The 16,302-nt window shown below is 45.3% G+C and carries 11 protein-coding genes; 10 read left to right on the forward strand and 1 reads right to left on the reverse strand.

Features of this window, described 5'->3' with window-relative positions:
* The first annotated feature begins 53 nt into the window (after nt 1-53).
* Nucleotides 54-866, forward strand: coding sequence for a DUF3891 family protein (locus tag FKV70_RS12690; RefSeq protein ID WP_142613043.1), 813 nt, complete (start codon nt 54-56; stop codon nt 864-866).
* Nucleotides 867-993: 127 nt separating this feature from the next.
* Here the strand turns inward: FKV70_RS12690 and FKV70_RS26140 are convergent, their stop codons facing one another.
* On the reverse strand, nt 994-1,131 hold the full coding sequence (locus FKV70_RS26140; protein ID WP_167669726.1) for a hypothetical protein: 138 nt from the start codon (nt 1,129-1,131) through the stop codon (nt 994-996).
* A 254-nt stretch (nt 1,132-1,385) separates the two neighbouring features.
* Here FKV70_RS26140 and FKV70_RS12695 point away from each other — a divergent pair, with 254 nt between their 5' ends.
* From FKV70_RS12695 to FKV70_RS12740, 9 genes are all read left to right on the forward strand, one after another.
* Nucleotides 1,386-2,531 (forward strand): glucose-1-phosphate adenylyltransferase, encoded by a 1,146-nt coding sequence (locus FKV70_RS12695; RefSeq protein ID WP_142613044.1) that lies wholly within the window; start codon nt 1,386-1,388, stop codon nt 2,529-2,531.
* Between the two features lie 23 nt (nt 2,532-2,554).
* Complete coding sequence (gene glgD, locus FKV70_RS12700; protein ID WP_064797942.1) at nt 2,555-3,658, forward strand: glucose-1-phosphate adenylyltransferase subunit GlgD; 1,104 nt, start codon at nt 2,555-2,557, stop codon at nt 3,656-3,658.
* Nucleotides 3,659-3,704: 46 nt separating this feature from the next.
* Complete coding sequence (locus tag FKV70_RS12705; protein WP_142613045.1) at nt 3,705-6,158, forward strand: glycogen/starch/alpha-glucan phosphorylase; 2,454 nt, start codon at nt 3,705-3,707, stop codon at nt 6,156-6,158.
* Between the two features lie 133 nt (nt 6,159-6,291).
* Nucleotides 6,292-6,900, forward strand: a complete 609-nt coding sequence (locus FKV70_RS12710) for a DUF2062 domain-containing protein (protein WP_063208643.1) — start codon at nt 6,292-6,294, stop codon at nt 6,898-6,900.
* Nucleotides 6,901-7,051: 151 nt separating this feature from the next.
* On the forward strand, nt 7,052-8,068 hold the full coding sequence (locus FKV70_RS12715) for a hypothetical protein (RefSeq protein ID WP_142613046.1): 1,017 nt from the start codon (nt 7,052-7,054) through the stop codon (nt 8,066-8,068).
* A gap of 100 nt (nt 8,069-8,168) precedes the next feature.
* Nucleotides 8,169-10,844 carry a YhgE/Pip domain-containing protein gene (locus FKV70_RS12720; RefSeq protein WP_142613047.1) on the forward strand — a complete coding sequence of 892 codons (2,676 nt, stop codon included), beginning with the start codon at nt 8,169-8,171 and terminating at the stop codon, nt 10,842-10,844.
* A gap of 401 nt (nt 10,845-11,245) precedes the next feature.
* Complete coding sequence (locus FKV70_RS12730; RefSeq protein ID WP_142613048.1) at nt 11,246-12,220, forward strand: aldo/keto reductase; 975 nt, start codon at nt 11,246-11,248, stop codon at nt 12,218-12,220.
* Between the two features lie 536 nt (nt 12,221-12,756).
* Nucleotides 12,757-13,398 (forward strand): universal stress protein, encoded by a 642-nt coding sequence (locus FKV70_RS12735; RefSeq protein ID WP_142613049.1) that lies wholly within the window; start codon nt 12,757-12,759, stop codon nt 13,396-13,398.
* Nucleotides 13,399-13,443: 45 nt separating this feature from the next.
* Nucleotides 13,444-16,302, forward strand: a complete 2,859-nt coding sequence (locus tag FKV70_RS12740; protein WP_142613050.1) for a Na+/H+ antiporter subunit A — start codon at nt 13,444-13,446, stop codon at nt 16,300-16,302.

Consider the following 16,302-nt stretch of genomic DNA (forward strand, 5'->3'; position numbering starts at 1 on the left):
ATCAGAAAGTTTGTACACATATCAGATAGACGCCAAACGGAAGGGGATAGCATATGGTTATTTATGAAACGGATCAAGCTTATATCATGACGACCCAGCATGACCATGCCCGCATTTCAGGTGAGTTGGCATCACACTGGGAAGACAGTGCCTTTAAAAATAGACGTCATAAACAGGATTTTATATATGCAGCAAGGGAGCATGACCGGGGATGGATTAGGCTCGACGCTGCTCCTTTTTGGAATGATTATGTGTCTGCCCCCTATACGTTTATTGATTTTCCGCTCAGTCCACGTTTTGTTTTCTACCGCCTCGGAATTGATGAAGTCGAGCAAGAGAATACGTATGCGGCGTTGCTGTGCAGCTTGATGTACAAGGAGCTCGTCGGACGGACCGAGCATGAAAAAGCTCAGGACAAGCAGGTTACGCATGCTTATCAAGAAGCGGAGGAACAGCGCCGCCAAAGGCTCAGACAGGAGCTGACATGCGGTGTAACCTTCGACCATCAAGTGCGGACAGATGTACGGAGAATGTTGTTTTGCGACGAATTAAGTCTGTTTCTATGCAGCCGAGAGCCGGGTACCCCTACAGCGGATTATGAGTGGTTTGCTGAAGGTTTGAGCTTCCCGGCTGTTCGTCATGAAAGCGGGCGGGTTCGGGCTGAGTGGCTATCGGATCAGACGGTAGGTTTGTCCTTTTTTCCTTTTAAGGGCAAGGTAGAGATTACTCATACTTTCAAGAAGGTGAATAAAGAGAACATTCGCTCCTTGGGTCTTCTGGAAGCATACCGTGCCTCCGAATGCACGCATCGAACCTTTACCATTAAACATAACATGGAAGTGGGAGAACAGAAGGAGAATGCCTGACTGTCTAATGATACAGCCTTGAACCGATATCTTATGTGTTGTTCGGATGTATAGTGGCGTCAGAGTAAAGCCTCCCTGAACTATAATTCAGAGAGGCTCGCTTGTTTATTATTTTAAAATTGTACAATTACGATTTTGCAGATGTTTTTGTACGGTTGACCATCGTCTGTACTTTATCCAATAGCTTATCGCGTGCTCCTTTATTTTTCATCAGATACGTAACACCCATTCCCAATGCCGCTACAATCCATTTTTTATTCTTCATCAATACGCCTCCTTATGATCATGCTGTCATACACTAATGCCTAAAAAGCATCCAAAATGTGAAATGATGAACAGGATTTTACGATTTAGTGATTCCTTGCACTCGTTCCGCATAACTATCATTTACCCTTTCCATCACATCTTACCCGTTCCTTCGGTAATGAAACGATTACGACTGTCTTTTCACGTTTAATGGGTATTATTAAATATCCTGCCACAATGGCTTCAGACGCACATGACAGGGAGGTCTTTGTTATGAGAAAGAAGGAAGTGGTTGCCATGCTGCTGGCCGGCGGACAAGGCAAAAGACTCAAAGGACTGACCCGTACATTAGCCAAACCAGCAGTGTTTTTTGGAGGAACTTACCGTATTATTGATTTCCCTCTCAGTAACTGTTCTCATTCGGGAATAGACACCGTTGGGGTGTTGACCCAATATGAACCGTTGGTGCTTCATTCCTATATCGGCGTAGGCAGCGATTGGGATTTGGACCGCCTGGATGGAGGAGTTTTCGTTTTACCACCACACGAGAAAGAAAATGGAAATAACTGGTACCGGGGTACAGCGGATGCGATTTATCGAAACCTGCATTTCTTGGATCAGTATGACCCGGAGCATGTGCTCATTCTGTCAGGGGATCACATTTATAAAATGGACTATAGTCGAATGCTCGACTACCACAAGGAAAAGGAAGCCGATTGCACCATTTCGGTCATCAATGTTCCCATTCAAGAGGCCCAACGGTTTGGGATCCTGAACGCCGATGAGGACCTGAGAATATATGACTTTGAGGAAAAGCCTGAACAGCCGAAAAGTACATTGGCTTCTATGGGTATTTATTTATTCAAATGGGATATATTGCGTCATTACTTACTGGAAAGCGCAAGCGATTCTGAATCTTCACATGATTTTGGCAAGGATATCATTCCGCTACTGCTTCAGCATGGTCGGTCGCTGTATGCGTATCCGTTTGCCGGGTACTGGAAAGATGTGGGCACCGTTCAGAGCTTGTGGGAGTCGAATATGGATCTGCTGGTTCAGGACCCGCCGCTAGATCTGAATGACCCTTTCTGGCGCATCTATACCCGCAGTCCCAATCAACCTGCCCAGTATATAACCCATCGGGCAATCCTGAAAAACAGCATTGTAAATGAAGGCTGCATGGTGGATGGAGAGGTAAGACACTCTGTACTGTTTTATGGAGTTGAAGTCGGTGAAGGGAGTGTTATTACCGATTCTGTCATTATGCCGAATGTAAAAATCGGACGCAATGTACGTATTCATCGGGCGATCGTGAATGAGAACATGGTTATTGAAGACAACGCAGTCATTGGACCTGAAGATCATCTGAATGAAATTATTTTGTTCGATCAGGAAAGCCAGCTTCATGCACGAATATAACTCGGATAAGGACGGTGTCCGCTATGAGCCGACTCATTGGAGTGATCAACCTGGATCACGAATTGGATCAATTGAAGGAGTTGACTTATTTCCGGTGCGGGGCTGCAGTACCCTTTGCTAGTCGGTATCGGCTCATTGATTTTACCTTATCTAATATGATGCATGCAGGGGTGCATGATATTGCACTGTTTATCCGCCGCAAATACCGTTCGCTGCTGGATCATTTGGGTGAAGGTCGGCCATGGGATCTAGACCGCAGAAGAGGCGGGTTGTTTATATTACCACCGGACTGGAACGATCCGACGGATGCTTCACGTGGGGATTTGCAGCATGTGCACAACAATCTGGACTTTTTCCATCGCTCATCAGGGCAAACCATTGTTCATGCAGGAACTCAGCATATCAACAAGGTTGATATAGAGGATGTATATCGGTATCATCTGGAAAAGAAAGCAGATGTCACCCTAGTTTATAAACCTATCCACCAACTCGAAACGGAGCATGCCCCTTGTGTACGGCTGGAGATTGATGAGAGCGGACGAGTGACCGGTATTCATCAGGAGCAGGATCATCATAATATTTATCTGGAAATGTTTGTGATGGACAAAAGCTTGTATCTGGATCAAGTGAGGCATTGCATTGCCCATCAGGATAATCATTTCTTTCGCGATGCGATTCAGAAAAATCCAAGTGGACTGCGCATCTATGCGTATCGCTATGAAGGTTATCATGCAGTTATCAATTCCATCGAGAGCTATTATAAAAATAGCATGAAACTGCTGGATCAGGAGCAATATCAAGCCCTGTTCCAGAATCAGCCGGTGCATACCAAAATCAAGTATGAAGCCCCGACTCGCTATACGTACAGCGCCGAGGTAGATCATTCCCTTGTTGCCAACGGCTGCACTATTGGGGGCAAGGTCGAGAACAGCATTCTTTTTCGTGGTGTACAGGTAGAGGAGGGTGCGTGCGTAAGCAACTCGATTATTATGCAAAAATGTGTGATTGGCAAAGGCGCAGTTGTGCAGAATGTGGTTTTGGATAAAGACGTGCAGCTTTCAGCAGATCGAACTCTGATTGGAGACAGTAGAGTTCCCTATGTGATTGCTAAGAATAGCGTGATTTAAAAGATCATACTTAGCCATAAAAACGGAATTAACAGGAGGTACAACTTTGTTCAGCAATAAAGAAGCATTTAAGCAGACTTTTCGAGAGCAACTGGTCGGAAGGCTGGGTAAACCGATGCAGGAGGCTCAGTCGGAAGACGTATATAAGGTATTAGGTGGCATGATTCGTGAACAAGTTGGCAAGAATTGGGCCGAAACAAATCAAGCCTACAAAGAAGGTCAAGAGAAACAGGTTTATTATTTTTCACTGGAATTTTTAATAGGTCGTCTATTGGGCAATAATCTGCTGAATTTGGGCGTATTGGATATGGTTCGAGAGGCATTAGGGGAATTGGGCTGGGATCTGGAGGAAATCGAAGCACAGGAAGCGGATGCTGGGCTAGGCAATGGTGGTCTTGGCCGTCTGGCGGCTTGTTTCATGGACTCATTAGCATCCCTTGGCTATGCAGGACATGGCTGCGGGATTCGATATAAATATGGTCTGTTTGAGCAGCGTATTGTGGACGGAAATCAGGTTGAATTGCCGGATTACTGGCTACAAAAAGGGAATGTATGGGAGGAACGCCGTCCTGACAAAAAGGTCGAGGTTCATTTTTGGGGACGCGTGGAAACCCGTGAACAAGATGGGCGCCTTGTGTTCGAGACACGGGATGCCGAAACGGTCTGGGCTGTCCCTTACGATATTCCGCTGGTCGGCTATGGTCATGCGCAGGTAAATACGCTGCGGATTTGGAGTGCTGAATCGGCACTTGATCCCGTGCGGGGACCGATTCGAGGCGAGGGCGGCTATTACCGTTTTCTCGACTACAATCGATCAGTAGAATCCATCTCGGCCTTTCTCTATCCGGATGATTCAAATTATGAGGGCAAGCTGCTTCGCTTGAAGCAGCAGTATTTCCTCTGCTCTGCTGGCTTACAGAGTATTTTGCGTACGTTTGAGAAGCTTCGTTTACCTTACAGCCAGTTGCCCGATAAAATAGCACTGCACATTAACGATACCCATCCGACGCTGGTTATACCGGAGCTGATGCGTATTTTGATAGACGTAAAGGGCTTGGGCTGGGATGAAGCGTGGGATATTACAACACGGACCGTTTCATATACGAATCATACGATATTAAGTGAGGCGCTGGAACAATGGCCTGTCAACATGGTGAGGGAACTGCTGCCTCGAATTTACTTGATCATTGAAGAAATGAACAAACGTTATTGCGCTATGTTATTAGAGCGTTATCCGGGTCAGGATATCAAAATTGGTGAAATGGCGATTATTCATAATGAACAAATTCGCATGGCTCATTTGGCTATCGTCGGCAGTTATAGCGTTAACGGAGTGGCTGCATTGCATACGAAAATTTTGAAGGAACGAGAAATGAAATCATTTCATGAACTGTATCCTGACCGGTTTAATAATAAAACAAATGGGATTGCCCATCGCCGTTGGCTGATGCACGCCAACCCGGAGCTGGCAAGCTTGTATGATGAGACGCTCGGTGTACGCTGGAGAACCCATCCACGTGAGCTCATCGACCTGCTTCGTTACAGTGAGGATGAGGCGTTCCAAAAACGGATTCAGGCGATTAAGCAAAATAATAAGATCAGGCTTGCTGAGCATGTGTTTGCAAAACAGGGTGTACGACTGGATACATCCTCCATTTTTGATGTGCAGGTCAAACGTTTGCACGGATATAAGCGACAACTGCTCAATATTTTGCATGTAATGCATCTATATAACCAGCTCAAAACTAATCCTGCACTGGATGTGACGCCACGCACGTTTATTTTTGGTGCGAAAGCAGCCCCCGGTTATTTTCTTGCCAAACAGACAATTAAGCTCATTAACAATGTGGCGGACACCATTAACCGGGATGTAGATGTCAAGGACAAGCTGAAAGTCGTTTTCCTTGAAAATTATTCGGTCTCGTTGGCGGAGCTGATCATTCCTGCGGCGGATGTGAGTGAACAGATTTCTACAGCAGGCAAGGAAGCATCAGGTACAGGCAACATGAAATTTATGATGAACGGCGCACTGACTTTGGGCACGTTGGACGGTGCTAATGTTGAAATGCACGAAATGGTAGGCGATGCCAACATGTTTATTTTTGGATTGAAGGTCGATCAGATTGAGGAATATTACCGGAACGGCCAGTATTCGGCACGCAAAATAGCCAACAGTGATGAAAGGCTGCGTGAAGTGCTGGATCAACTGGTAAACGATGCTCCTTTTACACGGCATGAACGGGAATTTGAGGCCATTTATCAATCCCTGATTGACCATAATGATGAATACTTTGTGCTTAAAGACTTTGCAGCCTATGTAGATACGCAGGCTCATATTGAGCAGGTGTACCGAAATCCCTCGGAGTGGACACGACGTGTTATTGTAAATATGGCCCATTCCGGAAAATTCTCCAGTGATTGCACAATTCAGCAATACGCGGCTGAGATTTGGGACCTTGTACCTCTATCGAGCGATGTCAATAAGCGAATTCTGTTTTAAAATAGCGAAACAGGCGGAATAGCATTGCTTTTCAAACGCTGAGGGTTATAATGACAGTATAGACTAAGTAAGGATGGGGGATGTTTGACCTCATTTCTGAACTTGAATTTGTACTGTTGAAGGAGTCCTCCTATTGATAAAGTTCAATCCGAAAAGGCTCAAATCTCATAAATCAAAGAAGAAGTACAACGTGTTTCAAAATATATGGCGGGCAATTCGTCTGAATTTTATCAAGTTGTTGCGCGCCCCTGGAGGAGTTAAAAAGATCTCTTTGGGCTTCGCCATTGGCTTTGGTCTGGAAATGATCGTAATTTCCACGGCCTCTCTGGTATACCTCGTGTTTTATCCGATTGTTCGGTTGTCTGGTGGTTCGCTGCCTGCGGCCATTGTGGGTAACGTTGTAGGCAAGCTGACCTTTTTGCCGATTGTACTGATGCCATTCGCCAAGCAACTGGGAGCTTGGATCTATCCATCACATTATCCGGTACATGTCAGGGGCGGTCGACTTCACGAGCATTCTTTTATGGAGCTTTTTCACGGCAACTGGTCTGTATTCAGAGACTTGCTGCACGGAGGTCTCCACATCCTGATCGGCATGTCTATTTTCGGGATCGTGCTGGGTATAATCTCGTATTTTGTCATTCAGGTTTTGTATAACCGTTCGCTCCACAAACGGTTGGAAAAACGTAAGCTGCGTCATGGCGCAGGATTTTCGCCTACCCGATTGCTGAAGAATGGCTAATTTAATGCAAAAGAAGAAGCTCCTTAAGCCTATCTTTAGGCCTAAGGAGCTTCTGTTGGATTTATGCAACTTTTTACTTTTGTGTCACGTCTAAGGATTATGTGTACTTCATCCTATGAGTATTTATATAGACACAGGAGGAATCGACGAAATGAACAAATGGAATTCTATCACAGCTACAGTCGCAGCACTCTCAATCCTGTTGGGAACGGCTCCAGTGGCAATGGCACAGCAACCCGCTGCTGCCACAACCCCAGCTTCAAATGCACAAACTTCTGTTAACTTGGACCCAACTGCCACTAAGCGTCTAACGGATGTCCTAAACACATTAGCAGGGAAACAAACAATAGAGTTTACAAGTGCGTACACTGACGCATGGGCGGTTTACGGTACCTTGAAAGGGACAGCAAATGCAGATTTCATCCAAAATTATGATTCCAAGAAAGGAATCGTGCAGTCCACCAGCATCATTTATAAGGCAGCTGATATGGATAAGGTGATGCCCCCTGATTTGCGCAGTAAAGTTGCGTCATTCCTGAAAACATTCGATACTGATAAAGTTTTCAAAACGGAGGCCTTCTGGCGTGTATATTCCCCGATTGACGAAGGAGGATTCAAAAATTACTGGGTGCTATGGGGGAAAAACCAAAGCATTTATATTCACCTTGATCAAGGAAATAAAATAATGGCCAGTTTTTTGTATTCACTCAATGACGTTAAAGCTGCCCTGACCAACAAAGCGAACCGTTCGCTAAAAACACTGGGCATTCCTACAACCCAACCGTTTGAATATACGCTTCGTCAGCAGGAGAACAACGATACCGTCTGGCACTTCAGGAATGAGGATGATATTAACATTGTGCTGATCGGCGTGAAAACCGGTAAAGTATGGGCTGTAAAAAACGGGTATGGCATGGACTGGGACGGAGATAAGGATTTTGCCAAAGCATTTGCTAAGCCCAAGCTCAGTAAAAATCAGGCACTTTCAGCTGCCAAGTCGAAAGTACAATCTCTTTTTGGAATTAATCTGAAGGGATATACTGTGCAAATAAAGAAAAACGAATATACATTCTTGAAAAAAGGTGCAGCTACGGTTGTGGGAAAAATCAATAAAAAGGGCGTATTTTACTCACTAGAAGCTATGCCTGCAAATGGAATTCGGAATTAAGTAAAGGGTCCTACATTCGCTTCTGCCGCTCAAATCGTATACAATACGTGTGCATACAACACTGGACGAAAGGTTAATGTACATATGAGGAGTGGTGAAGTTGCGGAAGATATGGCAAATCTACTTAACAGACTGGAGAAATGTATTCAAAGTATCGACCGGGACTTTATTAGTCATTGGCATCATTCTTTTGCCTTCCGTCTATGCATGGGTGAATTTGAAAGCAATGTGGGACCCATATGCAAATACATCTGGTATTAAAATTGCAGTAACCAGCCAAGATCAGGGTGCTGAGGTGAATGGTAAAAAGATTAATATCGGTGACGAGGTTATACATAGCCTTCAAAATAACAAGAAGCTGGGTTGGACTTTTGTCAATGAAGCAGAAGCACGAAAAGGGGTGCTGAACGGTGATTATTATGCCAGCCTGCTGATTCCGAAGGATTTTTCAGAGAAAATTACAAGTGTGTTGACGGAAAATCCGCAAAAGCCGGAAATTGATTATGCTGTGAATGAAAAAATCAATGCAGTAGCTCCGAAAATCACCTCCTCAGGGGCAACCTCTCTGACAAACCAAATTAGTCAAAACTTTATTGAAACGGCCAGTCAGGCGGTTTTGACGAAATTAAAGGAAGCCGGAGTCAAGCTGGAAGAGGAGCTTCCGACGATTCGCAACATTGAAAATCGGGTGCTAGAGCTGAACAATCGATTGCCTGATATTGATCGGTTGGGTAAGCAGGCATTGGAGCTGGAGCAGAATTTACCCAAAATTAAGGCCCAAGGACAAAAGATCATTGCCTTGAAGGAAAAAATACCTGAAATTAACCGCGCTGGCGACTTGGTGCTTAAAATAGATAAAAACCTGCCTGAGCTGGATAAGGTGGGCGCAGTTATTTTGGATATTCAAAAAAGACTGCCTGATATTCAAAAAGCCGGTGATCGAATTGTTGAACTGGATCAGAATTTCAGTAAGGTAGAAAGCGCACTGGCCACCGCCTTGGAGGACACGCAAACAGCCCTTAAGGTCATTAATGCTGCCCAAACAGCCCTGCCGGAAGTACAAAAAATAGCCAGTACAGGCAAGGATTTTACAACCGGTATAATCGACTTTCTGGATAAAAACGAGGATGCGCTTGATTCGATCGGAACTGTAGTTAAAGAAGACTTACAGTTGGTGCAACAAATTGCGAATGAAGTTTCACAAATTACAGGCATCATTCGTGGTGTGGATTTTGATCCTAAAGCCGCACAAGCCGCGGCGAATCGGATTAGCGGCAGGCTAACGACTGCCATAGGTGTGCTGGATCATATTTCTCAATTGCTGAACCGTGTAAACGGATATTTGCCTAGCCAACCTCTGAATTCACTTATTTCCCGGGTAAACTCGGTAGAGGACCGTTTTCGCCGATTGAACAGCACGGTCACTAGTATCAGGGATGCTATTCAGCGTGGCGAGAAACCTGCCCAAAATCTGCTGGATGACGCTGATCGCCTTGCAGGCGAAATCAGTAGCGGAATTGACGGCATTTTGAACAATTATGATACGGAATATGCACCTGCTATTCAAAAGGCGCTGGATCAAATCAAATCGGTCGCCCGCAATTCAGCCAATGTGCTGGCCACAGCTCAAGAGCAGCTCCCGAATATTGAAAAGCTATTAAATGACGCACAAGCAATCACGGAATTCGGGCAGCAAGAGCTAACACGTCTCCAGCAGGACTTGCCACAATATCGTCAAAAGCTGCATGAAGCAGCGACGACGATACAGGGACGCATGGGTGAGTTTACGAATGCTGTGAACAAAGCGGCAGACTTTGTGAAGCACGATTTGCCCACGGTCAAAAGTAAAATTCATCAGGCGGCAGACTTTGTCCGCAATGATTTGCCGAAGGCGGAACAACAGTTTGTTAAAATGGCAGACTTAATTGAAAACAAGTTTCCAGAGGCTGAAAAAGCGGTACACCAGGTAGCCAATTTTGTCAGAACTGATCTTCCGGCTGCCGAGGATTCCATACGCCAGGCTGCAGACACCATCCGCAAGCTTAAGGGTGAAAATGCGCTTGGAAGAGCGATCGCGTTGCTTAAAGGGGATGTAAAAAAAGAAAGTGATTTTCTCGGTAGTCCAGTATCGCTGAAGCAGGAGCGGATATACCCGATTCCTAACTACGGGTCTGCGATGTCGCCTTTTTACACTACATTGTCGATTTGGGTAGGCGCGATGCTCCTGGTCTCCATGTTCAGGGTAGATGTGGATGACCCGGAAGGACAATATAAAAGCTACCAAGTATATTTCGGACGGCTCATGACGTTTTCCACAATTGGTATTTTTCAGGCGCTGAGCGTATCTCTCGGTGATTTGTTCCTGCTGGGAACATACGTGGATGCCAAAGTAGCATTTGTACTGTCCTCTATGCTGATCAGTCTGGTGTTTACCGCCATGACCTATACCTTGGTTTCGGTGTTCGGCAATATCGGGAAAGGTCTGGCAGTCATTCTGCTGGTGCTTCAATTCTCCAGCTCAGGAGGGACATTTCCCATTGCGACGAGTACAACATTTTTTCAGACCTTGAATCCGATCGTACCGTTTACTTATGCAGTTAGTCTGCTGCGGGAAACGGTAGGAGGAATGTTGCCATCAACGGTCACACGAGATGTAGTGATGCTGTTTGTGTTTATCGGAATTTGCTTCCTGTTTGGATTAGTGCTTAAGAAGCCGCTCAGCAAAACTACGAAGAAAATGGCTGAGCGAGCGAAAGAAACCAAATTGATTCCTTGATTGTTGAAAAAGTGAGTTACAGTGGTTAGTTGGCGGCTCCGAGAAGGATTTGATCTTACGATCGCTGTTGCCACGGGATTCTTTGGGTTGAATAAGACATGAAGTGGCTAGAATCCCGTGGCAAAGGCGAACGCTCCGCTTCTCCAGATTCAAATCCTCCACTTCGCTGGCATCCGCCGTAAAGTCACTTTTTTTAACATTCGGCGGGTTTTATGGGGATTTGGCCTTCGCATGTAATGCTTCGGCATGGTGCGGAGGCTTTTTTGCATGCGCCGTCCAACCCTAAAAATGTATTTTTGGGTGTTTCAAAGGGGAATGTTCTGGTGAATAAACTGGGTATGGTCTTTTTTGTGCAATTTTTGCGGCATTAAAAAAATCCTTAAGCAAAGGCGGGAGACGGTATGGAGTATTCATACTTAGGAAAGTCGGGCTTGAAGGTTAGTCGGTTATGTTTGGGCACAATGAATTTCGGACCGGAAACAGAAGAAAAGGATGCTTTCAAAATTATGGATGCCGCGCTGGATGCGGGCATTAACTTCTTTGATACGGCTAATGTATATGGCCATGACCGTAAAGGCTGGACAGAAGAAATTATCGGACGGTGGTTCCAGCAAGGCGGCGGAAGACGCGAGAAGGTCGTATTGGCGACCAAGGTATACGGGGACATGAAAAATGAAAATGACGGACCCAATGCAGGATCAGGCTTGTCTGCTTACAAAATTCGCCGTCATTTGGATGCATCGCTGAAACGTCTGCAAACAGACCATGTTGAGCTATATCAAATGCATCACATTGACCGCAACGTGTCATGGGATGAGCTGTGGGGCGCATTCGAGTCCGTAGTGGATCGGGGACAAGTTGGTTATATCGGTTCTAGTAATTTTGCAGGCTGGCATATTGCGGTGGCTCAGGCTGAAGCGAAGGCACGGCGTTTTCTGGGATTGGTATCGGAGCAGCATTTGTACAATCTGAACGAGCGTTCCGCTGAACTTGAAGTATTACCGGCAGCTCAAGGGTTGGGTCTGGGTGTAATTCCATGGAGCCCGTTGGCGGGCGGACTGCTGGGACGCAATGCTTTAGCAGGTACAGGTTCCCGTAGCGCACGTGCCAAGGAAAAGGTAGAGCAGAATCGTACGAAGCTGGAGCAATTTGCAGTGTTGTGCCGCGAACTGTGCGAAAAGGAAGATGTGATTGCGTTGGCTTGGGTGCTATCCCATCCAGCCGTGACGGCTCCAATTATCGGACCACGGACATTAGAACAGCTAGAGGATGCTCTACGGGTACCTGAGGTTAAATTAAGTGAAGATGTGCTTGCCAAGCTAAATGAGATTTTCCCAGGTCCAGGAAAACCTGCGCCAGAAGCCTACGCTTGGTAATCATATTTCTTACTTATGATTAAGCAACATTCTTTTTGAGAATAATTCCCAAAAAAAACAGCAGATCTGGAGTAGTCTCCTTGAGCTGCTGTTTTTATACTAATCGGAAAAACTAACAACTATTCGTTAATCTTTCGTACTATCCGTACATACTCCCTGGGGAGAAAGGGAATGCTTATTAGGACAGGTTCAGTGAAATGAGCTGATTGGAATTTGTAACTTTTATTTGCTGGTAACATCTGGTTGCTCATCGCTGTTTTTGTGTGAATATTACGTTCAAGTCTCCAGCCCACGATAAGCAATAGGATAAAGAGACTGGTGCAGATCATCATTTTGCGCATCAACACATGAACCACTCCTCTGTATGAATATTCTCCATTTATACAGGGTGCTATACGCAAAAAAATTTACCTTTACTATCTCCCCGGTAAACTATATAATTAAAACTAATTGTATATTGCTTTACCCGGAGGAGCCTGCCAACAGCGGGCTCTTTTTGTGTTTTTTCGTTAAGTTGGAAACAGGAGGCACAGAAAATGATGGCGGAGATGAACAATGAGAGCATTATGGTGTGTGTCCATTATGGTCCGCACGGACAACGGTTAATTCAAAGAGGCAGCGAATTATCCCGGTTACTCGGGGCTCCTTTATATGTGTTAACAGTGGATGCAACAACAGATCATGAATACAACCAAAACAAGGAACAATTCCTCTCAGGATGGGAAAGGCAGACAAAAGATGCTGGAGGATCGTTTCTAATTCGTAAATGCAATGGGAAAAAGACAGCTGAGGTGATCGTGGAGACAGCTCAGGAAAAAAAGGTTACCCAAATTATCATTGGCCAGTCTAGTCAGACGCTATGGCAAGAGATTACCCGTGGTAATTTTGTCAACGATTTAATTGAACAGCTGGGGCCTATTGATCTTCATATTGTGGCTGTGCAGCGTTATCCCGAGCTTTTAGAGCACTCGCATGAGAAGGGATTTTCCGCTTATTTGGTAAAGCGGGATGGAAAATATGTACTGAGCGAAGAGCCTGGTGGAGAAGATACGATAAAAGGAATATTTTTTCGTGAGCTGGATACTGATTTCAACAGCGGTCTATTCAAAATCGTTAGAAATGGGGAAGCCCAGTACTTGAGAATTCTACAAAGTGAATGGGTAAAGCCGCATTCCTAGGGGTCATATAAAAAAAGTAAACTTATATAGGGGGAGTGCTCGATTGTGTTGCATGCTGCAATTTTGATTCCATTCATGCTGGCTGTCCTAATCCCGTTGACCAAGGGCGTTTCGCGCTTTCATACAGGTTGGATAGTCTTGCCCGTACCCATAGCTCTTTTTCTGTACTTCCTTACAAGGATATCGGACATTCAGGCTGGAAATGATACGATATCAACTATATCATGGATGCCTTCACTTGGGATTAATATTACGTTGCATCTGGATGGACTGAGCCTGCTATTTGCTCTGCTGATTACGGGAATGGGTGCTTTGGTGATCTTGTATTCCATTTATTATCTTAATAAGCAAACGGAAGCGATTCGCCATTTCTACATCTATTTGCTCATGTTTATGGGAGCAATGCTTGGTGTCGTTTTGTCTGACAATTTGATGGTTCTATATGGATTCTGGGAGTTAACCAGTATTACATCATTTCTGCTGATTGCCTTTTGGCACCGACGGGAGAGATCCCGTTATGGAGCTTTGAAGTCGATGCTAATTACTGTCTTTGGCGGGTTGGCGATGTTGGCGGGGTTCAATCTACTCTACGTAATGAGTGGAACATACAGCATTCGAGAGATTATAGCCCAAGTCGGCTTATTGACTGAGTCCCCGTTGTTTATTCCGGCGATGCTGCTGATTCTACTGGGGGCGTTTACTAAGTCCGCACAATTTCCTTTTCACATCTGGTTGCCCGATGCCATGGAGGCGCCGACACCTGTCAGTGCTTATTTGCATTCAGCTACAATGGTTAAGGCGGGGTTATACCTTGTGGCACGTCTTAGCCCCGTATTCGCTGGACAGTCCGAATGGTTCTGGTTGGTTTCACTTTCAGGTCTGGTCACGCTTTTTTATGGATCATTTAAAGCGATTAAACAAACAGATCTTAAAGCTCTGCTTGCCTATTCCACTATTAGTCAGCTTGGTCTGATTATGTGTTTGCTCGGACTGGGATCGGCTTCTGCCTTTTTTTCCGATACACAGGAGTCGTTATTCTATACGACGGCTACTGCGGCGGCCATCTTTCACCTGATCAACCATGCCGTCTTTAAAGGCTCTCTATTTATGGTGGTTGGTATTGTCGACCACGAGGTGAACACTCGGGATCTGCGCAAGCTCGGCGGTTTAATGTCCTTAATGCCAGTCACCTTTTCTGTGGCGTTGATGGGGGCTTTCTCGATGGCAGGGTTACCACCATTCAGCGGTTTTCTGAGTAAAGAAATGTTCTTTACCGCTGTGTTGAATATTCGGGAGTTGGATGTTCTGAATACACAGTCGTGGATGATTCTAATTCCGGTGATTGCATGGATTGCCAGTGTATTTACCTTTGTTTACAGTATGATTTTTGTATTTAAAACTTTTACTGGTAATATCCAGCCGGAGAAGCTCGATAAAATACCGCATGAAGCACCGCTGGGCCTGTTAATTTCCCCCGTCCTGCTGGTTTCACTCGCTGTGGTATTCGGCTTATTTCCTGATCTCTTGTCTTATTCTCTGATTGAGCCGGCTATGGGCTCGATCTATAACGAGCTATTGTCGCCAATGGAAACCTTCGGTGTCTCCATTCATTTCTGGCATGGTTGGACACCTGAGATATTCATGACACTGGGCGTTATCGCTGCCGGGACACTTCTCTATAGAAGACACAGCCGACTGCGGATTCTGGATCGAGAACGGAACGGAAGCAATTTTCTTAATCTCATGTACGATGGATCTCTTCAAGTACTGGAACGTGGATCGAACCGCTTCACAAATCTCTACATGACGGGATCAAACAGACATTATTTGCTTTATATATTTGGCTTTTTCGTCACTGCCTTAGGAAGTACGATGATTGGCACCCAAGGAATGTCGCTGGGTATGAGCCACTATGCTCCGTTAGGTTTTTATGAGGCTGTCATTGTTGTTGTAATGCTTCTAGCAGCGGTAGCCGTACCCTTTGCTAAGTCGCGGGTCAACGCGATTTTGTTTACTGGTGCAGTCGGGTACATGGTGACTCTGCTGTTTGTTATCTTCCGCGCACCTGATCTTGCATTAACACAAATGATTGTGGAGACAGTATCTGTCATTCTGTTCCTTCTGTGCTTTAAGTACCTTCCGAAGTTAAAAAAGGAGAAGGAGCGTCTGAGCTTTAGATTGCCGAATTTGATTATCGCCGCAGGTGTAGGAATTACGATGACATTCATTGGTTTGGCAGCAATGGGCAGTAGTCCATTCGCTCCCATTTCGGAGTTTTTCCTAAAAGAAAGCTATTCCTTGGCCGGAGGGAAAAACGTAGTCAATGTCATTCTCGTTGACTTCCGGGGATTCGACACTCTATTTGAAATTATGGTTCTCGCTATTGCATCCCTTAGCATTTATGCTTTGATTAACTTGCAAGTGGAGCCTGGCATTACACCCGCCAACAAAAATAAGAAGGAAGGAAGAATGGCTTTTCCGCTCCGCAGTAATGATGTGATCTTGCGAACTATGTCCAAGGTTATCATAATCGTGATTCTCACTTTCTCGATGTATTTGTTCTTTGCCGGACACAATAATCCGGGAGGTGGCTTCATCGGAGCCCTGATGACTTCAGCAGCGCTTATTTTGATGGCGATCTCCTTCGGGATGGACAAGGTTCGTAAAGTCCTTCCAGTGAATTACCGCATGATCACAGCGGTAGGGCTGCTCATTGCTATTCTGACTGCGGCTGGCTCGTTTGTTTTCGAAGCCCCTTTTCTCAGCCACGCCTTTGGGCACTTTGATCTGCCTATTATGGGTGATACCGAGCTGGCTACAGCAGTCCTCTTTGATCTGGGGGTATACCTAGCTGTAGTAGGTGTGACCATGAGTATTATTTTTACCATAGGGGGGGATGAGTGA

Source organism: Paenibacillus ottowii, assembly GCF_006874425.1.
Classification (GTDB): Bacteria; Bacillota; Bacilli; order Paenibacillales; family Paenibacillaceae; genus Paenibacillus; species Paenibacillus ottowii.